Origin of the sequence: Cellulomonas taurus (assembly GCF_012931845.1) — a bacterium.
Taxonomy (GTDB): Bacteria; Actinomycetota; Actinomycetes; order Actinomycetales; family Cellulomonadaceae; genus Cellulomonas; species Cellulomonas taurus.
Map to the genome: position 1 here is coordinate 99,648 of NZ_CP051884.1, position 22,508 is coordinate 122,155.

The 22,508-nt window shown below is 72.6% G+C and carries 19 protein-coding genes; 15 read left to right on the top strand and 4 right to left on the bottom strand.

The window, feature by feature from the left end:
- Positions 1–213: 213 nt before the first annotated feature.
- Positions 214–1,152, bottom strand: coding sequence for a Gfo/Idh/MocA family oxidoreductase (locus HGK68_RS00440; protein ID WP_169164189.1), 939 nt, complete (start codon positions 1,150–1,152; stop codon positions 214–216).
- A 223-nt stretch (positions 1,153–1,375) separates the two neighbouring features.
- Positions 1,376–1,897: a hypothetical protein gene (locus HGK68_RS00445; protein ID WP_169164190.1), complete on the bottom strand. Its 522-nt coding sequence runs from the start codon at positions 1,895–1,897 to the stop codon at positions 1,376–1,378.
- A 244-nt stretch (positions 1,898–2,141) separates the two neighbouring features.
- Here HGK68_RS00445 and HGK68_RS00450 point away from each other — a divergent pair, with 244 nt between their 5' ends.
- From HGK68_RS00450 to HGK68_RS00515, 14 genes are all read left to right on the top strand, one after another.
- Complete coding sequence (locus HGK68_RS00450) at positions 2,142–3,008, top strand: IclR family transcriptional regulator (RefSeq protein ID WP_169164191.1); 867 nt, start codon at positions 2,142–2,144, stop codon at positions 3,006–3,008.
- A gap of 165 nt (positions 3,009–3,173) precedes the next feature.
- Entirely contained in the window at positions 3,174–4,709 is a 1,536-nt protein-coding gene (locus HGK68_RS00455; protein ID WP_206155774.1) for a Gfo/Idh/MocA family protein, read from the top strand.
- A 54-nt stretch (positions 4,710–4,763) separates the two neighbouring features.
- Positions 4,764–6,023, top strand: coding sequence for an ABC transporter substrate-binding protein (locus HGK68_RS00460; protein ID WP_169164192.1), 1,260 nt, complete (start codon positions 4,764–4,766; stop codon positions 6,021–6,023).
- 3 nt (positions 6,024–6,026) lie between these two features.
- Positions 6,027–6,944, top strand: coding sequence for a carbohydrate ABC transporter permease (locus HGK68_RS00465; RefSeq protein WP_169164193.1), 918 nt, complete (start codon positions 6,027–6,029; stop codon positions 6,942–6,944).
- Positions 6,941–7,837: a carbohydrate ABC transporter permease gene (locus HGK68_RS00470; protein ID WP_246260458.1), complete on the top strand. Its 897-nt coding sequence runs from the start codon at positions 6,941–6,943 to the stop codon at positions 7,835–7,837. Before HGK68_RS00465 ends, HGK68_RS00470 begins: the two co-directional genes overlap by 4 nt.
- Before the next feature lie 5 nt (positions 7,838–7,842).
- Complete coding sequence (locus tag HGK68_RS00475) at positions 7,843–8,862, top strand: NAD-dependent epimerase/dehydratase family protein (RefSeq protein WP_169164195.1); 1,020 nt, start codon at positions 7,843–7,845, stop codon at positions 8,860–8,862.
- A complete protein-coding gene (locus HGK68_RS00480; protein WP_169164196.1) occupies positions 8,862–9,929 on the top strand; it encodes a dihydrodipicolinate synthase family protein in 1,068 nt (355 codons plus the stop codon). Before HGK68_RS00475 ends, HGK68_RS00480 begins: the two co-directional genes overlap by 1 nt.
- 119 nt (positions 9,930–10,048) lie before the next feature.
- A complete protein-coding gene (locus HGK68_RS00485; protein WP_246260459.1) occupies positions 10,049–11,032 on the top strand; it encodes a hydroxyacid dehydrogenase in 984 nt (327 codons plus the stop codon).
- Positions 11,029–11,766 carry an HpcH/HpaI aldolase family protein gene (locus HGK68_RS00490; RefSeq protein WP_169164197.1) on the top strand — a complete coding sequence of 246 codons (738 nt, stop codon included), beginning with the start codon at positions 11,029–11,031 and terminating at the stop codon, positions 11,764–11,766. The genes HGK68_RS00485 and HGK68_RS00490 overlap by 4 nt, the downstream gene beginning before the upstream one ends.
- A complete protein-coding gene (locus HGK68_RS00495; protein WP_169164198.1) occupies positions 11,763–13,196 on the top strand; it encodes a hypothetical protein in 1,434 nt (477 codons plus the stop codon). Before HGK68_RS00490 ends, HGK68_RS00495 begins: the two co-directional genes overlap by 4 nt.
- Complete coding sequence (locus HGK68_RS00500; RefSeq protein ID WP_169164199.1) at positions 13,193–13,999, top strand: SDR family NAD(P)-dependent oxidoreductase; 807 nt, start codon at positions 13,193–13,195, stop codon at positions 13,997–13,999. The genes HGK68_RS00495 and HGK68_RS00500 overlap by 4 nt, the downstream gene beginning before the upstream one ends.
- Positions 13,996–15,822: a dihydroxy-acid dehydratase domain-containing protein gene (locus HGK68_RS00505; RefSeq protein ID WP_169164200.1), complete on the top strand. Its 1,827-nt coding sequence runs from the start codon at positions 13,996–13,998 to the stop codon at positions 15,820–15,822. The genes HGK68_RS00500 and HGK68_RS00505 overlap by 4 nt, the downstream gene beginning before the upstream one ends.
- Before the next feature lie 38 nt (positions 15,823–15,860).
- Positions 15,861–16,784: a dihydrodipicolinate synthase family protein gene (locus HGK68_RS00510; RefSeq protein ID WP_169164201.1), complete on the top strand. Its 924-nt coding sequence runs from the start codon at positions 15,861–15,863 to the stop codon at positions 16,782–16,784.
- A gap of 3 nt (positions 16,785–16,787) precedes the next feature.
- Positions 16,788–17,801 carry an SMP-30/gluconolactonase/LRE family protein gene (locus tag HGK68_RS00515; RefSeq protein WP_169164202.1) on the top strand — a complete coding sequence of 338 codons (1,014 nt, stop codon included), beginning with the start codon at positions 16,788–16,790 and terminating at the stop codon, positions 17,799–17,801.
- A gap of 10 nt (positions 17,802–17,811) precedes the next feature.
- Here HGK68_RS00515 and HGK68_RS00520 read toward each other — a convergent pair whose 3' ends face one another.
- Both HGK68_RS00520 and HGK68_RS00525 read right to left on the bottom strand, forming a co-directional pair.
- Positions 17,812–18,702 carry an EamA family transporter gene (locus tag HGK68_RS00520; RefSeq protein ID WP_169164203.1) on the bottom strand — a complete coding sequence of 297 codons (891 nt, stop codon included), beginning with the start codon at positions 18,700–18,702 and terminating at the stop codon, positions 17,812–17,814.
- Between the two features lie 185 nt (positions 18,703–18,887).
- A complete protein-coding gene (locus HGK68_RS00525; RefSeq protein WP_169164204.1) occupies positions 18,888–19,439 on the bottom strand; it encodes a CG0192-related protein in 552 nt (183 codons plus the stop codon).
- A gap of 243 nt (positions 19,440–19,682) precedes the next feature.
- On the opposite strand from HGK68_RS00525, the gene HGK68_RS00530 reads away from it, so the two are divergent.
- Positions 19,683–22,484: a LamG domain-containing protein gene (locus tag HGK68_RS00530; RefSeq protein ID WP_169164205.1), complete on the top strand. Its 2,802-nt coding sequence runs from the start codon at positions 19,683–19,685 to the stop codon at positions 22,482–22,484.
- The last annotated feature ends 24 nt before the right edge of the window (positions 22,485–22,508 follow it).

The window sequence follows — 22,508 nt, forward strand, 5'->3', positions numbered from 1 at the left end:
GCCAGGCTTTACAGAACCGTAACGCTGAGCTGTTGCCCTGGGGTCGGCCGCTTGCTTGAATGCACTATCCGTTCGGTCGTGCCGAATGGCGTTTGGAAAGCTCTTGGCGGAGCAGCAGGACCCCGGGGATGACGGTCGGGCTGGACCCCACCCCACACGAGAGGCGGCACCTCGGTGCCGCCTCTCGTGCGTCCGGGCCGGGAGACGCCGGACTCATCCGCAGACCTCGGCCAGCACCCGCGCCGTGTCCACCAGCTCGGCGCCGGTCAGCGGCCAGGCGCCCTGTCCAGCCGCCACCGCGTGGACGAAGCCCAGCAGCCCGGGGCGCAGGTACTCGTCGTCCAACGGCAGCGGCGCGTCCACCCCGGGGCCACTGATCCGCCAGCCGTCGAACGGCCCGAGCTCGATCACCGCGCGGTCCGCCCCCACCGCGATCTCCGCGACCCGGCGGTCACCGCGATCGGACACCCGCAGCACCCGAGGTGCCTCGGCCGACGCGCGCGGGGCCAGCGCCCCCAGCGCCGCCTCGACGGCATGGACCCCGAGGAAGGCGCGGCCACCGTGCGGGGAGCCCGGATCGAACGGTCCACAGACGCGCACCGTGATGCCCTCGGCCGAGTCGACGGCGTACTGCGCCCACCGGTGGCTCGCCTGCTGCACCGAGGGATGCCAGCGCAGCGCCGAGGACGAGGTCAGCAGCGCCCCGCTGCGCTCCGCCACCGCGACCAGGGCCTCCGCATCCGCGGGGTCCGCGACGAAGGGCTTGTCCACGAACACCGGCAACCCGGCGGCCAGCAGCGGTGCGGCCAGCGTGCGATGGCTCCGCGGGTCCCGGGTCGCCACGATGGCGGCATCGCAGCCGTGGGCGAGGGCCGCCCGCAGCGGGTCGGGAGCCCCGTGGTCGGACGAACCGGGCTCGTGACGGTCGGGTAGGCCGGCCGCATGCGGGCCGTGGTGGTCGGACGAACCCAGCCCGTGATGGTCGGGCAGACCGGCCGCGCGCCGGAGCTGGGTGAGCCGGTCGGCCGGGACCGGCTCGACCACCGGGGCCCAGAGCGCGCCGATCCGGGCGGGCCCCAGCCGTCCGGTGCTCGCCAGCCGGACGATCTGGTCCACGTGGGAGGACGCCAGGCCGATCACGGCGAGGCGCATGGGATTCCTCCGGGGCAGCGGTGGCAGCGGACCTGAGTGATCGTAAGCGCTTCCGGCGGGCGCGTGACCAGGTGCTTGAGTGCGAATGCACCCGGAGTTGAGTAGTGCACGCCCTGGATGCGGGGCGGGGGAGGGCGTAGGCTGGTGCGTGTTCCGGGCAGTAGCCCGGGAAAGTGGACCCGAGACCCTTCCGGACGGTTGTGGCGCTCGGGTTTCGCGCTGTCTAGACCGTTCTTGTATGCAGGATGAGCGCGCGGATCGACCGGCGGGCGGGGCCTCCGCGAGCCCAAGCCCAGGCGATGGCGTCGGGGATGGCGAGTAGTTGCTCCTCGGCGGGAGCGAGGTGCCGGTACTGGGGAGAGGGACGACCTCCCAGGGCGTCGAACAGGCGATGGCGGTCGCGTTCTTCCGCTCCTGCCTCGCGCTCGATCACCAGCAGGCGGACATCGGCACGCACGGCGTCCCGGATCAAGGCGTCGAGGCACGCGGCCCGGCGGGCCACGTCCGACCGGCCGTCGCTCACCGCCCGGTACACCGTCACCGCCGGCCCCACCTCCCGCAGCACCCCGACGATCTGCCGCTGCCGGGAGGGTGACTCCTTGACCATGTGCAGTCGCCGCTGACCGGGCCGCAGGAGCGCGCGCAGCGCTCGCCGGGCGTCGGCCAGCGCTGCCTCGGGCAGGGCGGCGGCGACCAGCAGGTAGTCGCGCTTCTTGCTCTCGTCGACGAAGACGTGGTCGGGCATGGTGCATCGTGACCTGCGAGGACACTGCTGTCGGGGTTATCCACAGGCCAGTTCCGGCGCGGTGGCGGTTCAGGCGATTCGCACCCCGTGCGCCGGCTCCGAACCCGGTGACGGCGACGCGAGGCGGGGGTATCGGCGCCGCGCCGGCAGGTGGAGTCGTCGCTCGGGACGCTTCGCCTAACCCTGGTCGGCGATGCCGAACAGCGGTTAGCCTGACGGCCCGACCACGACCAGGGGGACACCGATGGCGAGCAGCACGATCAGACCCGAGGCCGAGGAGGACTCCCGGTACTGGGTGAAGTCGGTGTCGCGGGCGGTGGACGTCCTGGAACTCCTGGCGGCGCAACCGCCGGGTGAGCCGATGTCGGTGACGGACATCGGCGCGGCCCTCGGCCTGTCCAAGAGCGCGGTCTTCGCGACCCTGCACACGCTGACCCGGCGCGGCCTGGTGGCGGACGAGGGCAGCGGGATGACCCGCCGCTACCGACTCGGGATGGCGCTGGCCCGGTTGGGGTCGCAGGCGCTGGCGCAGACGTCGCTGCGGGATGTGGCCCGGCCGCACCTGGTGGCCCTGGCCCGCGGCACCCGGTCGACGGCGCGGTTGGCGACCCTGGTGCAGGACCAGGCGGTGGTGATCGACCAGGTCGGTGGCAACGAGCGCGTGCGGCTCGACCTGCGCATGGGCTCGCACGAGCTGCCGCACTCGACCGGTCTGGGCAAGGCGATCCTGAGCTGCCTGCCGCCGGAGGAGATCCGCGCGATCGTGGACCGGGTGGGGCTGGTGCGCCGGACCGCCCGGACGATCGTGGACCCGGACAGCCTGGTCGCCCACCTGGCGGAGGCCCGGATCGCCGGGTACGCGTTCGACGACGAGGAGGACGCCGACGGGGTGTTCTGCATCGGGTCGCCGTTGTTCGGTCACGACGGGGCCTGCCTGGGTGCGATCTCGATCACCGGCCTGAAGCTGGATCAGCCGTCCTGGCACTACCAGGAGCTCGGCCGCGAGGTCCGGGACACCGCCCAGCGGATCAGCCGTGACCTGGGCTACGACCCCGAGGCCGAGGTGATCACGGTGGTCGGGGTGGTTGACGACCCCGAGCAGCAGGACTAGCGTCCTCGCAATCGCGGAACAGTCCCCAGCCCGGGACGATCCGTGCGCAGGCCAGCCCCCTGCGCTCCGCCGCTCGGTCGGCCCTCGATGGGGAGGGACGACCGGGACGCTTTCTCCCGACGCCACGACGCACGACCGCCCGACGATTCAGAGGCGGTCGGCAGCATGGCAGCACGTCCCGAGAGCGACATGTCGCCCCGGCAGATGCCGGTGGGCTCGCTGGCGCGTGCCGTCGCGGCGGGCGAGGTGCAGGCGGTCGCGCCCGCCACCGACGGCACCCCAGCAGCACACCGGACCGCCCCGGAGGCCCCCCAAGCCGCGGACGGCGCGCACTCGGCCACCCCGGTCTCCCCGACCGCCCCCGCCACCCCCGCGCCGACCCCGTGGCAGCACACCCCCGCCCCCCGGCCCGCCGACGCGGTGCGTGGCCTGCCGCCGGTGACCATCGCCCTGGTCGGCGCGGGCAACCGCGGTCAGTCCTACCTGTCCTGGGCGCAGGCCAACCCGGACCGTGCCCGCCTGGTGGCGGTGGCCGACCCGCTGGCCGAGCGGCGGGCGGCGGTGAGCAGCGGGGACGCGTCGGTGCGGCAGTTCGACGACTGGCGGGAGTTGGCGGCGCAGGGCCGGATCGCCGACATGGTGATCGTCTCCACCCAGGACCGGCAGCACGCGGAGCCGGCGAAGGCGTTCGCGGCGCTGGGCTACGCGGTGCTGCTGGAGAAGCCGATCGCGCCCACCGAGGCCGAGGTGCGGGAGATCGTCGCCGCGGTCCAGGACACCGGCGTGCTGTTCGGCGTCTGCCACGTGCTGCGGTACACGCCCTACACCGACCTGGTGAAGGAGGTCGTCGACTCCGGGGTGCTCGGTCGGCTGATCGACGTGCAGCACCTGGAGCCGGTCGGCTGGTGGCACATGGCGCACTCCTACGTGCGCGGGCCGTGGCGGCAGGAGTCGACGTCGGCGCCGATGCTGCTGGCCAAGAGCTGCCACGACCTGGACTGGCTGCGCTACGTCACCGGGCTGCGGATCGAGCAGGTGTCGAGCTTCGGGTCATTGACCGAGTTCCGCCCGGAGAACCGCCCGGCCGAGGCGGCCGACCGCTGCCTGGACTGCGTGCTGGAACCGACCTGCCCGTACTCCGCTCCCCGGTTGTACCTGGGCACGCTGCGCGCCGACGGCCCGGTGTGGCCGGTCAGCGTGATCACCTCCCGCACCGACGAGGCCGGGGTGATCGAGGCGCTGCGCGACGGTCAGTACGGGCGGTGCGTGTGGGATTCCGACAACGACGTGGTCGACCACCAGGTGGTCGCCATGCGGCTGGAGGGTGGGGCGGCGGCGACGTTCACCATGACCGCCTTCTCCGAGCAGACCCACCGGCAGACCAGGATCTTCGGCTCGCACGGCTTCGCCGAGGGCGACGGCGAACGGGTCCGGGTCGTCGACTTCCGCACCAACACCACGCACGTCCTCGACTCCGGGGTGCTGGGCGGCTCGAACGCCGCCGGTGACCACGGCGGCGGCGACAGCGGGTTGATGGACCACTTCACCGCGGCGGTCGCCACCGGTGATCGCGGCTGGGTCCGTTCGGGCCCGGTCGAGTCGTTGGACAGCCACCTCGCCGTGTTCGCCGCGGAGGATGCGCGGCACTCCGGCGCGGTGCGCACGGTGGGCCAGGTCGACGACCCGGTCCCCACGCACTGAACACCCAGCACCATCCACCGAACCCTCCCCCTGGGTTCTGATGAAGGAGATGCGATGAGACTCGTGACGAAGTCGCTGGTGGCCACCGGAGCCGCCTGCACCGTCCTGCTGGCGGGCTGTTCGTCCTCGGGCGGCGGCGGTGGCAGCACGACGGCCGACGGCGAACTGTCCGGTGAGGTCACCATGTGGACCTACCCGGTGATCGCGGACGAAGCGGCGCACCAGGCGTTCTGGGACAAGCAGGTCGAGGCGTTCACCGCCGAGCACCCGGATGTCACGGTGAAGGTCGAGATCTACCCCTGGGCCGGGCGGGACGAGTCGCTGACCACCGCGATCGCCTCCCAGACCGCGCCGGACGCCGTCTACCTGATCCCGGACCAGCTCGCCGTCTACTCCTCGTCCATCGAGCCGATCGACGACTACCTCTCCGACGAGCACAAGGACGATCTGCTCGCCAACGTCAAGGACTCGATCACCGTCGACGGGCAGATGCTCGGCTCGCCGATCCTGACCAGCGCCAACCCGCTGGTCTGCGACAAGGCGGCCTTCGACGCGATCGGCGCCACCGAGTACCCGACCACCTGGGACGACCTGATGGACGTCGCCCCGGACCTGAAGGCGCAGGGCATCTACGCCACCAACTACTGGGGATCGCCCGAGGTCACCCTGAACATGACGTTCTACCCGCTGCTGTGGCAGGCGGGCGGTGACGTGTTCAGCGAGGACGGCAGCGAGGTGGCCTTCGACTCGAAGGAGGGCGAACAGGCGTTGCAGTACCTGGTCGACCTGAACGAGGGCGGCTACCTGGAGCCGGACCTGATCACCACCACCCCCAGCATCGAGCAGACGGCGCTGGCCCAGAACAAGGTGGCCTGCACCTGGCAGTCCGGCCCGGCGGACGTCGAGCCGTACTGGGGCACGGAGAACATCGTGATCCAGCCGCCGCTGACCGAGTCGGAGACCATCGGCTACGGCACCGTCGGCTCGCTGTCGATGCTCAAGGGCTCGGACGCCAAGGACGCCACCGGCGCCTGGATCGACTTCGTGACCAGCGCCGAGCCGGTGACGGAGTTCGTCACCACCGCGAAGATGTTCTCCCCGCTGACCTCCACCGGTGAGCTCTACGCCGACGACCCGGTCTACGGCGCGATCGAGAAGACCATCCCGGACACCACCGTCGGCCCGGTGAACGAGCACGCCCGTGAGGTGATGGGCGTCCTCGCACCGGAGATCCAGGCGGCGCTGCTCGGCAAGAAGTCGGCCGAGCAGGCACTGAAGGACGCCGCCAGCTCCGCCGACGCGATGCTCGGCTGATCCATGACAGCTGCGACCGTCGAGAAGACGACGCCCCGGGGTCGCCGGGGCCGAGGCACCATGTCCCGCTGGGACGCCCGGATCGGACTGCTGTTCGCTCTGCCGGTGTTCCTGCTGTTCCTGGCGTTCCGCTTCGGCCCCGCGATCGCGGGTGTCGGCCTGAGCCTGTTCGACTACGACATCTCCGGCTCACTGGAGTGGGAGGGTCTGGCGAACTTCGACCGGATGATCCACGACCCGGTGTTCTGGCAGTCCCTGCGGATCACGGTGCTGTACTCCGTGCTGGCGGTGCCGCTGTCGGTCGGGATGTCGCTGGTGATGGCCCTGGCGGTGCGGCGACGGTTCCGCGGCGTCGGCTTCTTCCGGTCGGTGTTCTTCCTGCCGGTGATCACCTCGCTGGTGCTGGCCGGGACCGTGTTCGTCTGGGTGTTCTCCACCGGCGGCCCGGTGTCGTCGATCTCCAGCGCGCTCGGTGGCAGCGGCCAGTCCTGGCTGTCGTCGACCACGCTGGTGATCCCGGCGCTGGTGCTGGTCGGGGTCTGGTCGCGGTTCGGCTACGGGATGTTGATCCTGCTGGCCGGGCTGCAGGACGTGCCCCGTGAGCTGGAGGAGGCGGCGCTCACCGACGGCGCGAACGCCTGGGCGCGGTTCCGGTACATCGTCCTGCCGCACCTGAAGCCGTCGCTGTTCTTCCTCGCGGTGATCGAGACGACCGCCAGCTTCCAGGTGTTCGACCTGATCTTCGTGATGACCCAGGGCGGTCCGGCACGGGGCTCCTACACCCTCGTCTATCTGCTCTACGACCAGGGCTTCAAGTACGTCGACTACGGCTATGCCGCCGCGATCGGGGTGGCGCTGTTCGCGATGACCCTGGTGGTGGCGCTGATCCAGCGCCGATTCCTCGGGAGGGAACCGAAGTGAGTGCTCCGACGATGCCCCCGCCCGTGGTGGACGCGCCCGCGCCGCCGACCGCCCGTCGTCGCCCGTACCGGGCCCTGGAACCGACCCGGGGCGGGAAGATCCTGCGCGGCATCCTGCTCAGCCTGGGTGCGGTGGTGACGCTGTTCCCGTTCTACGCGATGGTGATCATCGCGCTGAAACCGGAGACCGCTGTGCAGTTCCCCGGGTCGTTGCTGCCGTGGAACCTGGACACCTCCTCCTTCGGTGAGGTGCTGGCCGGCAAGGACATGGTGCGGTGGTTCCTGAACACCGTCATCTACTCCGTGGTGTCGGTGGTCCTGGTCCTGCTGTTGGCCTCGATGGCCGGGTACGCCTTCGCCAAGAAGCGGTTCCCGGGGCGGGAGGCGATGTTCTGGTCGTTCCTGGCGATGGTCATGGTGCCGTACCACGTCACCCTGATCCCGACGTTCATCGTGCTGGCCCGGATGGGCGGGGTGAACACCTACTGGGGTCTGATCCTGCCGACCCTGGCGAATGCCCAGGCGGTGTTCCTGATGCGGCAGTTCATCAAGGGCCTGCCGGACGAATTGTTCGAGGCGGCCAAGATCGACGGCGCCGGGGAATGGCGCACCTTCGTCCAGATCGTGCTGCCGCTGTGCAAGCCGGTGCTGGCCACCCTGGGCACCTTCGTCTTCCTCTGGCACTGGAACGACTTCCTGTGGCCGCTGATCATCGGCAAGAGCGCCGACATGTGGACGCTGACCGTGGGCATCGCGTCCCTGCGGCAGCAGCAGGTGCCGCTGTCGGTGGTGCTGGCCGGATCGGTGGTCGCGCTGGTGCCGATCTTCGCCGCCTACGCGGTCGCGCAGCGGTCATTCCAAGAAGGTGTCGCGCACACCGGGATCAAGGGTTGAAACCGATGTTCACTTCGCAGAACGAGCTGGAGGACCGGCTCACCACTCCGTCACCGGCCCTGGTCGCCGACCTGTCCCGGTCCGCCGGCGACCTGGTGATCCTGGGTGCCGGCGGCAAGATGGGGCCGACGCTGGCGGTGCTGGCCCGACGGGCGCTGGACGCGGCGGGCAGGACCGGCGACGCGGTGCACGCCGTCTCGCGCTGGTCCGATGCCGCCCAGGCCGACCACCTGCGCGATCAGGGGGTGTCGGTGCACGCCGCCGACCTGCTCGCGGACGACGAGCCGGACCTGCCGGACGGTGCCGACGTGCTGTTCATGGTCGGCGCGAAGTTCGGCTCCGCCTCCGCCCCGTCCTGGGCGTGGGCGGTCAATGCGGCGCTGCCGGACCGGATCGCCCGTCGGTACGCCGGATCGCGGATCACCGCCTTCTCCACCGGGAACGTCTACCCCCTCGTGCCGGTCACCTCGCAGGGTGCGGCCGAGAGCCACCCGGTCGGTCCGGTCGGCGAGTACGCGATGTCCTGCCTGGGGCGGGAGCGGGTGTTCTCGCACGGGGCGCTCACCCGCGGCACGCCGGTCAGCCTGATCCGGCTGAACTATGCGGTCGACCTGCGCTACGGCGTCCTGGCGGACATCGGGAACACCCTGCTCGCCGGGGACCCGGTCGACCTGACCACCGGACATGTCAACGTGGTCTGGCAGGGCTACGCCAACGAGGTCACCCTCCGGGCGATGGCGCACGCGTCGCCCGAGGTGTTCACGCTCAACCTCACCGGGCCGGAGGTGCTGCCGGTGGAACGGGTGGCCCGACGACTGGCCGCCGGGCTGGGCGTGGAGCCGAGCTTCGTCGGGGAACCGTCGCCGACCGCGCTGCTGAACGACGCCACCCGGTGCTTCGACCTGTTCGGCTACCCGGATGTCACCGCAGGTCAGCTGATCGACTGGCAGGCCGCCTGGCTCGCCGCCGGGCTGCCGACCAGCGGCAAGCCGACCAAGTTCGCGGTGCGGGACGGAGCGTTCTGATGCTCGACCCGGCCCTGCACCACCTGCTGCACGACGGCGCGGTGATCCCCGCTCATCCGCTGGCCCTGACCGCCGAGCGTCGGTTCGACGAGCGGCATCAGCGTGCCCTGACCCGGTACTACGCCGCCTCCGGCGCCGGGGGCGTCGCGGTGGGCGTGCACACCACCCAGTTCGAGATCCGCGAGCCGGGGATCGACCTGTACGAACCGGTGCTCGCCCTGGCCGCCGACGTGCTGGACCGGGAGGTCGACCGGCCGTTCCTCCGGGTCGCCGGGGTGGCCGGTCCCACGGCGCAGGCGGTGGCCGAGGCCGAGATCGCCGCCGGACTGGGCTACCACGCGGTGCTGCTCAGTCCGCCCCGTCCGGCGATCGGCGCACCGGAGCCGACCGAGGACGCGATGATCGAGCGCGCCGCGGCCGTCGGCGAGGTGCTGCCGGTGATCGGCTTCTACCTCCAGGCGGCGATCCGTGGTCCCCGCCTCGGGCTGTCGTTCTGGCGGCGATTCGCGGAGCTGGAGTCGGTGGTCGCGGTGAAGGCGGCACCCTTCGACCGGTACCGCACCCTGGATGTGGCCCGGGCGGTCGCCGGATCCTCGCGCGGTGCCGACATCGCGCTCTACACCGGGAACGACGACGCCATCGTCGCCGACCTGCTCTCCGACCTGACCTTCGACGGGCCGGACGGCTCCCCGGTGACCCGCCGGGTGTCCGGTGGTCTGCTCGGGCACTGGTCGGTGTGGACCCGGCGTGCTGTCGAGCTGCTGGACCTGGTCCGGGACGCCCGCGCCGGTGACGGGGCGGCCGTGGTCGAGCTGATGTCCCGGGCCGCCGCGATCACCGACGCGAATGCGGCGCTGTTCGACCCCTCGCACGACTTCGCGGGCTGCATCGCGGGGGTGCACGAGGTGCTGCGCCGCCAGGGGTTGCTGGCCGGGACCTGGTGCCTGGACCCGGCCGAGGGGCTGTCGCCCGGGCAGTCGGCGGAGATCGACCGCGTGCTGCGCCTGCACCCCTGGCTGTCCGACGACGAGTTCGTGGCCGAGCACCTGGACGGGTGGCTGCGGTGAGCGCGCCCGGAGTCCCCCTCGGCGCGCCGAGTTCGGCACCTTCGCACCCGGATCGGTCGTCGGAGTGCCGAACTCGGGGCGGAACTGCCGACTTCGCCGCGGCGTCGGTGGTGGTTGCGGTGCCGGAGGCGTTGCGGGGGGAGTTCTTCGACGCGGAGGGGCTGGACCGGCTCGCGGCTGTGGCGGGGCAGCTCGGGGGCGGGGTGGCGTGGCTGGATGGCGGACTCGCGCTGGACGGTGGGGGCCCGTCCTGGCCCGCCGTGCGCGCGCTGGTGACCAGCTGGGGCCAACCCCCGCTCACCGCCGCCGTGCTCGACCGCCTGCCGTCGCTGGAGGTGGTCGCCCACGTCGGTGCCACCGTGCGCCCCTTCGTCACCCCCGAGCTGTACGCCCGCGGGATCACGGTCACCCAGGCGGGCCAGGCGATGGCCCGGCCGGTGGCCGAGGTCGCGCTCACCTTCACCCTGGCGCTGCTGCACCAGGTCCCCCGGTTCGACCACGCCCTGACCGCCGGTGCCCCGTGGCAGCGCGCGGAGGACGCCCCGCCTCGGCACGAGCTGCTGGACAGCACCATCGGCGTGGTCGGCGCCTCCCGGACCGGCCGGGCGTTCATCGCCCTGCTCACCGCCCTGGGTGCCCGGGTGCTGGTCGCCGACCCGTATCTCACCGACGCCGAGGCGCTCGGCGTGGAGGCGGTCGAGCTGGACGAGCTGTTCCGGCGCAGTCGGGTCGTCGTGCTGCACGCCCCGTCCCTGCCCGAGACGCACCATCTGGTCGACGCCCGCCGCCTGGCCCTGATGCCGGACGGCGCCGGGCTGGTGAACACCGCCCGGTCCTGGCTGGTCGACGAGGACGCCCTGGTCGCCGAACTGCGCACCGGCCGGATCGACGCCGCCCTGGACGTCTTCGACGCCGAGCCGTTGCCCGTCGACCACCCGCTGCGGGCCCTGCCGAACGTCCTGCTCACCCCGCACCACGCGGCCGGGACGGTGGAGGGCCGGCTGCGGCAGGGCCGGATCGTGCTGGACGAGCTCGCCCGGTCGGCACGGGGCGAGCCCCTGGAACACACCGTCACCCCGAGCGACCTGGAGCGTGTGGCATGAGCCGACTCGGTGTCTGGAGCACCCTGACCGACCCGGTGGTCGCCGAACTGCTCGGCCGCTCCGGGTACGACTACGTGTGCGTCGACCTGCAACACGGCCTGACCGGACCCGGCAGCGTGGTCCCGGTCCTGCAGGCCCTGCGGCACACCCCGGCGACCACGCTGGTCCGGGTGCCCGACCACCGGCCGGACGGCCTGATGCGTGCCCTGGACCTGGGCGCGGACGGGGTGGTGGTGCCGATGGTCGACTCGCCGGAGCAGGCGGCCGCCGCGGTCGCCGCCTGCACCTACCCGCCACACGGCTTCCGGTCCTGGGGACCGATGTGGGGCGATGTCGACGGTGCGGCCGCCGGTCCCGAGCAGGCCGACGCCGACCGCCAGGTGATCGTGATGGTGGAGACCGCCGCCGGGTTCGCCGCGGTGCGCGAGATCGCCGCGGTGCCCGGCGTGGCAGCCGTCTACGTCGGGCCGAACGACCTGGCGCTCACCCTCGGCCTCGGCCGGGAGACCTACGCGACCTCGACCGCCGTGCACGAGGCGCTGGACACCGTGCTGGCCACCACCGAGGCCGCCGGGATCGTGATGGGCCTGCACTGCGCCACCGCGGAGATGGCGTCGTACTGGCGCGAGCGCGGGGTGGGGATGCTGACCGTGGCCACGGACAGCACGCTGCTGCGCACCGCCTCGGCGGCCGCACTGTCGACCGCCCGGGGTGGGGACGGGGCGACCTGGTGAGCGCCACCCCGACCGGCACCGCCCCCGTCCTGCGCGACGTCCTGCCCGCCGTCACCACCTGGACGCCACGCGAGTCGGCGCTGACCGCCGGGGTCGCCCGCACCGACATCACCCCGCCCCCCGGCATCCGGGCGCACAACTGGGGCGCCGCCCGCACCGAGCTGGCCACCGGTGTGCACCGCCCGCTCACCGCCACCGCGCTCGCCTTCCACGACCGAGGCACCGACCGCTGGCGCTACCTGCTCACCCTGGACCTCGGCTGGTGGCGCGACACCACCTCCTTCCACCGCCTGCGCGACCCGATCCTGACCGCCCTGGACGCCGCGCCCGACGACCTGCTGCTGCATCTGGTGCACACCCACGCCGGGCCGTCGATCAGCGACCTCGGTCTGGACCTGCCCGGCGCCGAGCTGCTGCCCGCCTACCAGGAACAGCTCACCGCCGGCGCGATCACCGCCTGCCGGACGGCCCGGGAGTCGGCTGCCGCCACCGTCCTCACCTGGGCGCAGGGTCGCTGCGACCTGGCGGTGACCAGGAACCTGCCCTGTGGCGACCGGGACGTGGTGGCCTTCGACCCGGGAACGCCCGCCGACGACACCCTGCTGGTCGGCCGGATCACCGTGGACGGGGCCACGATCGCCACGCTGGTCAACTACGCCTGCCACCCGACCACGCTCGCCCACCACAACAGCCTGCTGTCGCCCGATCTGGTCGGCGCCACCCGGGAGGTGGTCGAGTCGGTCACCGCCGCCCCGTGCCTGTTCCTGCAGGGTGCCTCCGGCGAGCTGTCGCCCCGCGAGCAGTACGTCCCCGGCACCGAGCAGACCGACCGCAACGGCCGGGTGCTCGGCCACGCCACCCTCGCCGTGCTGGAACGGATGGGCGCCCCCGGCACCCGCCTGCGGTTCGACGGGGTGGTCGAATCCGGTGCGCCGCTCGGGCTGTGGCAGCGCGAGCCCGCATCGGTGCCCGACACGGTCGACTGCCTGTCCACCGTCGTCCCGCTCCCGGCCCGTCCGGCGGCGACCGCCGAACAGATCACCGCCCAGTGGTCGGACATCGACCCGGTCGCCGCCGCCGAACGCCTGCGCCGCGCCACCCGGCTCGCCGACGGCTACCTGGACGGCGACACGGCCCAGCACCCGCTCTGGGTGTGGCGGCTCGGCGACGCGGTGATCGTGGCGCACCCCGGGGAGGCGTTCTCCGCCCTGCAGACCGAGCTGCGTCGCCGCCACCCGGACCGCGCGGTGCTGGTGCTCAACCTGACCAACGGACCCGGCTTCGTCTACCTGCCGGATGCGGCGTCCTACCGGCGCGACCGCTACCAGGTGTGGCAGACCCTGCTCGCCCCCGGCGGCCTGGAATCACTGATCGACACCGCCGACCAGCTGATCGCCGGGCTCGCCCCGGCCCGTGAGGAGACCGCATGAATCCCCGCTCCGTGGTGGTCACCGGATCGTCCTCCGGGATCGGCCGTGCCATCGCCACCCGACTCGCCGCCGACGGCTGGGCGGTCGTCGTCACCGGCCGGGACACCGCCCGCACCACGGCGGTCGCCGAGCAGCTGCGCGGCACCGGTGCACTCGCGGACGCCGTCGCCGGTGATGTCGCCGACCGGTCCCTGCACCCCCGGCTGCTCGCCGCCGCCACCGCCCTCGCGCCGCTGGGCGCCTGGGTGAACTGCGCCGGGATCACGATCCGCAACGGCCTGACCGACCTGTCCGAGCCGGACACGCTCGCGATGATCCACGGCAACCAGCTCGGGTCGCTGTGGGGCTGCGAGACCGCGGTGCGGGAGTTCCTGGCCACCGGGACGCCGGGCGGCATCGTGAACATGTCATCGGTGCACGGGTCGCGGGCCTACCCCGAACACACCGTGTACGAGATGACGAAGGCGGCGGTCGAGGCGCTCACCCGCTCGGTGGCGGTCACCTACGCGGCGCACGGGATCCGGGCGAACGCGGTCGCCCCCGGGGCGGTCAGGTCACCGGCGCTCGACGACTCCTTCCGCCGCGCACCGGACCCGGCGGCCGCCGAGCGGTTCCTCGCCGACCGGTCGCCCGCCCGGCGGATCGCCGAACCGGAGGAGGTGGCCGGGGTGGTGTCGTTCCTGCTGTCCACCGACGCGTCGTACGTCTCCGGGCAGACGGTGGCCATCGACGGCGGCTGGCTGGCGGCGCTCGCGGACGACCCGGACGACCCGGAGGCGCGCCGTGCGGGGGTGCGGGCATGACGCTCCGTTCCGCCGTCTGGTTCGCCGGGACCGACGAGGTCGCGGTGCTGCACCGGGTCGCACTCCGGCTCGGACCCGACGACCTGGGCAAGCCGGTGATCGGGATCGCCGACACCGCCAGCGACCTCAATCCGTGCAACGCGGGCTTCACGGCCCTGGCGGAGCAGGTCGCCGAGGGGGTGCGCGCGGCCGGTGGCATCCCGGTCCGGTTCCCGGTGATGTCCCTCGGCGAGGACCTGATGAAGCCCTCCGCCATGCTGTACCGCAACCTGGTCGCGATGGAGCTGGAGGAGACCGTCCGCGCCTACCCGTTGGACGGCGTGGTCCATCTGGCCAACTGCGACAAGACGGTCCCGGCCGCGCTGATGGCCGCCGCGTCCGCCGATCTGCCGTCCCTGCTGCTGCTCGGCGGCGCACGGTCGGCCCCCGAGTTCCGCGGCAAGCCGCTCGGCGCGGGCACCGATCTGTGGCGCGCCCTCGACGACCGTCGGGCCGGGACCCTGGACGACCGGGGCTGGGCCGACCTGGAACGCTGCCTGTCCTGCGCCGGACCCGGTGCCTGCAACGTGATGGGCACCGCCTCCACCCTGGCGATGCTGACCGAGGCCCTCGGCATGGCCCTGCCCGGCACCGCCCTGCTGGACGCCGTCGGTCCGCGGATCGAGCAGGCGGCCCGGGACACCGGGGCCCGGGTGGTCGCGATGGTGGCGGCCGACCGCCGGCCCTCCACCGTGATGACCCAGACCGCGCTGGACACCGCGATCCAGGTGCTGGCGGCGATCGGCGGTTCGACCAATGCGGTGATCCACCTGGCGGCGGTCGCCGGGCGACTGGGCTTGGACGCGAGCCTGAGCCGGATGGACGCGCTGTGGCGGGAGGTGCCGCTGCTCGCGGACGTCGAACCCTGCGGCAGCGGACTGGTGCACCAGCTGCGCCGGGACGGGGGACTGCCCACGCTGCTGGCCGCGTTGTGCGGCACCGACCCGCTCGGCGCCCCCGATCCCGCACCTGGGCCCGGCCGCGTTGTCGACCCCGAGCGCGACCCTGGGCCCGACCACGGCCCCCGCTCCGGCAGCGACGGTGACCCGCTGGCCCAGTCCTGCGGGGACGGCCGACCGTGGCGGGAGGTGCTCGACGACTATCCCGCCCCCGGCGCCCCCGGGTCACTGATCCGCACGAGGTCCGCCCCGGTTCTCCCGGCCCCCACTCTCGCGGCGGTGGACGGCACCCTCGCCCCGTCCGGCGCCGTCATCAAGGTCGCCGCCGCCACCCCCGACCTGCTCAGCCACACCGGCCGGGCCGTGGTCTTCGACTCCTATGACCACATGCGCACCCGCCTCGACGACCCGGACTTGGACGTCAGCGAGGACGACGTGCTGGTGGTGCGCGGCTGCGGCCCGGTCGGCGTGCCCGGCATGCCGGAGTGGGGGATGGCGCCGATCCCGCAGCGCCTGGTCGAACGGGGTGTCCGGGACCTGGTCCGGATCAGCGACGGCCGGATGAGCGGCACCTCCTTCGGCACCGTCGTCCTGCACGTCGCCCCGGAGGCCGCGGTCGGCGGCCCGCTCGCCCTGGTCCGGGACGGCGACCCGATCCGGCTGGACGTGCCGAACCGGCGCCTCGACCTGGACGTCGACCCCGCCGAACTCGACCGCCGCCGCGGCACCCTCGCGCCCCCGGCCTCCGCGGTCCACCTGCGCGGCTGGCCCCGGTTGTACGCCGACCACGTCCTGCAGGCCGACCAGGGCGCCGACCTCGACTTCCTGATCGCACCGACCCCGGCACACCGCCGATTCGTCGACCCCGTGGTCGGCCGGTCCTGATGACCACCGACCTCACCACGCACCACGAAGGAGACACCATGACCGCTCCACGGCCCCTCGCGGGCGTCCTGCCGGTCGTCCAGACCCCGTTCACCGCCGACGGGTCCATCGACGCGGCAGTCCTCGGCCAGGAGATCGACTGGGTGCTCGACCAGGGCGCCCACGGCATCACCACCGGCATGGTCAGCGAGATCCTGCGGATGTCCGCACTCGAACGCGACCAGCTCGCCGCCCTGGTCTGTGAGCGCACCACCGCCCGGGGCGCGCAGAGCGTGATCAGCGTCGGCGCCGAGTCGACCTACGGGGCGGTCGCCGCCGCCCGCCATGCCCAGTCGGTGGGCGCCGACGGCCTGATGGCCATCCCGCCGATCACCGTGCAGCTCGACGACGACGCGCTGTTCGGCTACTACTCGGCGATCATCGAGGCCACCGACATCGGGGTCGTGGTCCAGGACGCCTCCGGGTACGTCGGCCGGTCGCTGTCGATCGACCTGCAGATGCGTCTGCTGGACAGCTACGGCGAGCGGGTGTTCTTCAAGCCGGAGGCCGCCCCGATCGGTCAGCGCCTGACCCTGCTGCGCGAGGCCACGGACGGTCGGGCACGGGTGTTCGAGGGCACCGGCGGCGCGGCGCTGATCGACTCCTACCGGCGCGGCATCGTCGGCACCATGCCCGGCTCCGAGGTGGTGTGGGCGATCGTCCGGCTGTGGGACCTGGTCAGCACCGGCCGCTGGGACGCCGCCTACGAGATCAGTGGACCGCTGTCGTCACTGGTCGCGCTGCAGACCTCCATCGACGTGTTCGTCGCGATCGAGAAGCACCTGCTGGTCCGCCAGGGCGTGCTGCCCACCGCCCACACCCGGCCGCCGCACGGCTTCGTGCTGGACCCGGAGACCCGGGCCGAGGTCGACCGGCTGTTCGACCTGCTGCGTGAGCGCACGGTGATCGCCGCTAGCGTCTGAGACATGGCCCCGTTCGATCTGCGGGACGCCGCCGTCCCCGCCGTCCGCCACGACCTGCACCGGCTGCTCGCCACCCTGCCCTCCGTCGACGTCGATCCGGTTCCGCTCGGTTCGGTGCGCGCGCGGCTCGGCGAGCGCCCGGTGCGGGACCCGGCCACCGGGACGCTGCTCTGGGTCGACGTCGAGGCCGGTCGGGTGCACCGCTGGCCGCGAGCCGACCCGGTGCTGGCGCTCGACCCGTGGCAGGCGGACTCGCCGGTCGGGATCGCCTGGCCGACCGAGTCCGGTGGTGTCCTGGTCGCGGCGGCGTCCGGGCTGCGGGTGCTCGGCGGCGGTCGGGATGCGGGGTCCGTCGGCACGGACACCGGTGAACCGCACGCCGGGCACACCCCCACGCGGTCCGTCTGGCAGCATGCGGCACCCGCTCCTGGCCACCGCTGGAACGACGGCGCGACCGACCCGGCGGGCCGACTCTGGCTGGTCGCCATGCCCATCGAGGACGCCACCGCCCCCGGCACCGTGCACCGGATCACCGCGACCGCCGACGATGTGGTCCTCACCCAGGTGACCTGCGGCAACGGGATCCAGTTCAGCCCCGACGGCCGCTGGCTGTACCTCACCGACTCGGTGCGCCGGGTCCTGTACCGCCTGCCCTTCGATCCGGACACCGGCGAACCCGGCACCCCCGAACCGTTCTTCGCCACCGCCCAGGACGGCCCGATCCCGGACGGCACCACCGTCGACGCCGACGGAGCGCTCTGGGTCCCGTACTGGGCGGCGGGCGCGGTGCTGCGCCTGGACCCCGCCGGGCACCCGGTCGACGCGTTCAGGATGCCGGTGCCGCTCGTCACCTGTCTGGGCATCGGCCCGGACGGCGACGGGTGGGTCAGCACCGCGGGCGACCCCCATCCGCGCCTCGGCGACCCGGGGGCCGCAGCGGACGGGGGAGCGGTGTTCCGGGTCCGGCTGCCCGACGGGGTACGGGCGGGGGCGATCCGGCCGGTGCGCGGCCTCTGATCGCACCGACTCAGCGCAGCACGACACCCAGCTCGTCGACCTCGCCCTCCGGCGACACCGGCCCGGCCGCCCGGCCCGACAGCCAGATCACCGCCGCCCCGGACGCCACCACCAGCACGATCCCGCCCAGCATCCACCCGGTCAGCCGGTCACCGAGCAGCGTCGCCCCGACCAGCGCCCCCATTACCGGATCGATCGCGAACAGCGTCCCGGCCACCCGCGGCGACGTCAGCCGCACCGCCAGGAAGTCCAGGCTGAACGCCATCGCCACCCCGAGCAGCCCCGAGGCGACCAGCGGCAGCACGTCCCCGCCCTCGATCAGCGGCACCGACGGCACCGAGAACGGGGCCAGCAGCACCGCACCCACCGCCACCGACAGCGCGAGCCCACCCAGCCCGGAGTCGTCGTCACCGACCCGCCCCGCCAGCACCGTGTACCCGCCGAACGCCGCCGCCGCACCCAGCCCCGCCAGCACGCCCACCGGGTCCAGATCACCCTGCGGCCCCGCGACCAGTGCCACCCCGACCAGCGTGAGCACCGGCAGCAGCCGCTGCGCCCCCCGCGCCCCGACCGCCGCCACCGCCAGCGGTCCGCAGAACTCCAGCGTCACCGCCACCCCCAGCGGGATGCGCTGCACCGCGTGGTAGAACAGCACGTTCATCGCGGCCATCGCCACGCCGTAGAGCACGATGCCCAGCCACGCCGAGCGTGACCTGCCGCGCAGTCGCGGCCGGGTCAGTAGGAGCAGCACCACCGCCGCCACCGCCATCCGGAACCCGGAGACCGCCGGGATCGGCAACCTCCCGAACAGGCCCTCGGCCAGGGCGGCGGACACCTGGATGCCGGCGGAGCCGAACAGCACGCAGACGGTGGCGATCAGGGCAGAACGATGCGAGCGCATGGGGATTTCCTCACGATGAGCGAGCGGCTGGGTCTGAGGGCAGCACTCGGACCCCGCACCAGGTGCGGGTCGGGAGTGCGGCGGTCAGACCGCCGACGGGCCGCGGCGTGCCGCGCAGCCGAGGAAGCTCATCGGATCCATGGGCGCGACTGTAGACACGCCGCCGACCGGCGCGGACCCGTGTCTCACGCTTCGAGGTACACCAAGGTGACCGGGGTGTCCTGCCCGGGCCAGGTGCCGGTCAGTGCCCCGGTCGACCGCTGCTCGGTCCCCGGACGCCGCACCACGACGACCGTCGACCCCGCACCGTCACCACTGCCCCGCACCAGCAGCCACGGCTCGCGCTCCACCACGCCGTCCGCCGTCTCGACCATCACCCGCGCCTGGGAGTCGGCCTCCCGGATCACCCGGCTCACCTCCGCGCGGTACACCGGGTCGCCGACCGCGTCATACGCCCACCGCGTCCCCAGCACCGAGTGCTCCATCGTCCCCAGCAGCCACGGCTCGGCCTCCGGCAGCGGAGCACCCCGGTAGGTGAGCGGCACGTGCACCAGCTCACCGTCCACCTCGAACAGGTGCGACTCGATCCCCACCTCGCCCGCCGGGTCGTCGAACCGATACGCGGCGATCGGCTTCAGCTCGGTCACAGCGCGGTCGAACCAGGGTTGAGCGGGCAACCAGGCGGCGACCAGTTCGGCCTTGGTGGGGGACAGGGTCGCGCGGTGGATGAGGGCCATGCAGGCAATGTACCCGCCCTGGTGGGACCTTCGTCTTCACCCGTTCGGTCGCTATTCTGGACTATCACTGAGGACCTATTTTCCTCACAGATCGCGCACAGCCGACATTGTGCTAGCTGGCCGCGATTTCGGCACGGCATTCGCCGCGTCGTTGTCGCACCCGCCAGCCGGGTCTTCCAGGGGGAGCCGCACGTCGTGCCCAGTCGTGCCCGGAATCGTCGATCCGCGATCATCGCAGCCGTCGTGAGCAGCGGATTGTTGCTACCGACCTCGGCCGCCATGGCCACCGACCCGGACCCGGCTGCCGCGGCGAGCGCCCCCGATCCGGCTGCCGTCAGCTGCGTCGACGAGACCGCCGACAGCGCCACCGCGAGCACCGTCGCCGTGGCCTGCGACCAGGACGTCGAGGTGGTCGGCGAGCGCACCGAGTGGAACACCGTGTACGCGCAGGCCGACGGCACCATGCGACTCGACGTGTCCGCACTGGCCGTCCGCACCCAGGTCGACGGCGACTGGGGCGCGGTCGACGCCACCGTGGTCGCGGCCCCGGAGGGCATCGCCGTGGCCGCTCCGGTCCGACCGATGACCTTCAGCGACGGATCCGACGGCATGCCGCTGGCCCGGATCGAACGCGAGGGACACGAGCTGACCTTCGACGTCCCCTTCGACCTCCCGGCACCCCGGCTGGACGGCGACCAGTTGACCTACGACCAGGTCCTGCCCGGCGTGGACCTGGTGGTGTCGGTGAACGACGACGCGACCGGCTTCTCCGAGGTGTTCCGGGTGGACAGCCCCGAGGCGGCGGCGAACCCGCAGCTCAGCCAGCTGACGTTCCCGGTGCAGACCACCGAGGGCCTGGAGCTGCAGGCCGACCAGGGCGGCTTCGTCGCGGTGGACGACGCGGGCACCGAGATCTTCACCAGCCCGACGCCGGCGATGTGGGACTCCCGCGAGGCGACCCCGATGCCCCAGGTCCGTGCCCGCAGCAGCCTGCTCGGCCAGGCCGACCCGGCGGTGTCGGCCGCTGAGGCCTTCGGCGATGAGGTGGTGGACCTGGAGCGTTCGCCGTCGCTGGCGAGCACCGTCGCCGACATGCCGGCCTCGGTCGTCGACGATCAGGTCAGCATCACCCCGGACCCGGCGATGATCGAGGACGACTCGACGGTGTGGCCGATCTACATCGACCCGGCGATCAGCGGGTCCTTGAACGACTGGACGGCCGTCCGCGACGCCTTCGGTCAGTCCTACCGGTTCAACCCGGACGAGGGCGTCGGCCTGTGCAACCGGGCCACGTCCAGCACGTGCTCGGCGACCTTCCGCAGCCGCATCCTGTGGAAGTTCGGCGGCTTGGAGGCCATCGGCGCGATGAACGGCGCCGACATCAACGGGACCACCTTCGCCGTGGTCGGCACGCATTCCTACGACTGCACGCCGCGGCCGATCAACCTCTACCGGGTGGACAACTGGAACTCGGCGACCGCCTGGCCCGCGAACAACTACTACTTCCAGAGTTCGCTCACGGTCGCGCACAAGTCGAGCTGCGCCGGTCAGCCGGTGCGGTGGCTGGAATTCCCCGCGCTCGAGGCGGGTCAAGCGGTCGCGGTCGCGAATTCCAACCAGCTGACAATGGGTCTGGCCACGGACGAGTCGAGCATGGCCTACTGGAAGCGGTACCGGAACGACGCCGGGCTGTCGATCTCCTACAACCGGGCGCCGACCATCCCCACCGGCGTGAAGTTCAGCAACCCGGCCGCAGCCTGCGTCACCGGTGCCGGACGCCCGGTGCTGCGGACCACCACCCCCGTGCTCTACGCCGTGCTCAGCGACCCCGACGGCCAGGCGGTACAGGCCAACGTGGACGTGTACGCGGTGAACACCAACACGCCGATCCTGTGGCACGCCCGACCGGCCGCCCAGGCATCGGGCGTCGGCCAGACGGTCCAGCTCGGCGGGATGAGCGGCGGCAAGATCTACCGGGTCCAGATCAACGGCGTCGATCCCAACGTGGTCGGTGGGCCAGCGGTCGCCTGTGAGATGGAGATCGACCTGACGCCCCCGGCGCCCCCCACCGTCGCGCCAGCACCGGTCACCGGGCAGCCGCTGTACACCAGCGCCTCCCCGGCCGGCGGGATCGGGCAGACCGGGTCGTTCCGGTTCGGCAACGGCGGATCGACCGACGTGGTCTCGTACAAGTACTCCTTCGGCAGTTCGGCGCTGAACCAGACCACCACCGCCGCGGCCCCGACCATCACGTTCGCACCGAAGCAGGCGGGCTTCCAGACGCTCTACTACCAGTCGGTGGACCGGGCGGGCTGGACCAGCCCGATGCAGACCTACACCTTCTCGGTCGCTTTCCCGGAGACCACCGTCTGGCGGCTGGACGAGACGACCGGCGCCGCAGCCGCCAGCTCAGGAGACCCGGCCAACGGTCTGCCGATCATCTGGACGGGCCCGGTGACCCGGGTCGACGGCCCGTTCGCCGAGGCCGGGATCGACCCGGCCGACCGCGCCGTGCTGATCGGCCCGAATGCCGCCAGCGGTGCCACAGCTGTACCGGTGATGCGCACCTCGGACAGCTTCGCGGTGCAGGCGATCGTCCGGGCGGATGCGGTGGACGGCACCGCGGCGGTGGCCTACCAGAGCGGCACCTACCGCGCGGGCTACACCCTGGGCTACCGGCCGTGCGCCGACGGGCAGAGCAGTTGCTGGTCCTTCGCGATGCCGGGCACCGACGCCTACGAGACCTCGATGGACGAGGCGATCTCGCCCATCAAGGTCGAGCCGGGACAGTGGACGCTGATCAGCGGCGTGCACGACGCAGGCCAGGACCGGATCTCGATCTGGGTCTGCACCATCGGGGACGAGCCCGGCGACTTGGAGCCCACCGGCAACGTGACGGTGCCGCACGCCAATGCCTGGTCGGCGACCGGACCGCTCCGGCTCGGCCTGACGCCCTTCGTCGGTGCTGTCAGTGAGCTGCGCACCCTGACCGGCGCCATCGACGACACCACCGTCAACCGGGCCTGCAACCAGCCCGCCGCCTGACCCGCACAGCATCAGGGAGCAGCA

Excerpts from the sequence above, each read along its gene's own strand:
- HGK68_RS00440 (WP_169164189.1), bottom strand. The coding sequence starts at position 1,152 with ATGCGCCTCGCCGTGATCGGCCTGGCGTCCTCCCACGTGGACCAGATC.
- HGK68_RS00445 (WP_169164190.1), bottom strand. The coding sequence starts at position 1,897 with ATGCCCGACCACGTCTTCGTCGACGAGAGCAAGAAGCGCGACTACCTG.
- HGK68_RS00450 (WP_169164191.1), top strand. The coding sequence starts at position 2,142 with ATGGCGAGCAGCACGATCAGACCCGAGGCCGAGGAGGACTCCCGGTAC.
- HGK68_RS00455 (WP_206155774.1), top strand. The coding sequence starts at position 3,174 with ATGGCAGCACGTCCCGAGAGCGACATGTCGCCCCGGCAGATGCCGGTG.
- HGK68_RS00460 (WP_169164192.1), top strand. The coding sequence starts at position 4,764 with ATGAGACTCGTGACGAAGTCGCTGGTGGCCACCGGAGCCGCCTGCACC.
- HGK68_RS00465 (WP_169164193.1), top strand. The coding sequence starts at position 6,027 with ATGACAGCTGCGACCGTCGAGAAGACGACGCCCCGGGGTCGCCGGGGC.
- HGK68_RS00475 (WP_169164195.1), top strand. The coding sequence starts at position 7,843 with ATGTTCACTTCGCAGAACGAGCTGGAGGACCGGCTCACCACTCCGTCA.
- HGK68_RS00480 (WP_169164196.1), top strand. The coding sequence starts at position 8,862 with ATGCTCGACCCGGCCCTGCACCACCTGCTGCACGACGGCGCGGTGATC.
- HGK68_RS00490 (WP_169164197.1), top strand. The coding sequence starts at position 11,029 with ATGAGCCGACTCGGTGTCTGGAGCACCCTGACCGACCCGGTGGTCGCC.
- HGK68_RS00500 (WP_169164199.1), top strand. The coding sequence starts at position 13,193 with ATGAATCCCCGCTCCGTGGTGGTCACCGGATCGTCCTCCGGGATCGGC.
- HGK68_RS00505 (WP_169164200.1), top strand. The coding sequence starts at position 13,996 with ATGACGCTCCGTTCCGCCGTCTGGTTCGCCGGGACCGACGAGGTCGCG.
- HGK68_RS00510 (WP_169164201.1), top strand. The coding sequence starts at position 15,861 with ATGACCGCTCCACGGCCCCTCGCGGGCGTCCTGCCGGTCGTCCAGACC.
- HGK68_RS00515 (WP_169164202.1), top strand. The coding sequence starts at position 16,788 with ATGGCCCCGTTCGATCTGCGGGACGCCGCCGTCCCCGCCGTCCGCCAC.
- HGK68_RS00520 (WP_169164203.1), bottom strand. The coding sequence starts at position 18,702 with ATGCGCTCGCATCGTTCTGCCCTGATCGCCACCGTCTGCGTGCTGTTC.
- HGK68_RS00525 (WP_169164204.1), bottom strand. The coding sequence starts at position 19,439 with ATGGCCCTCATCCACCGCGCGACCCTGTCCCCCACCAAGGCCGAACTG.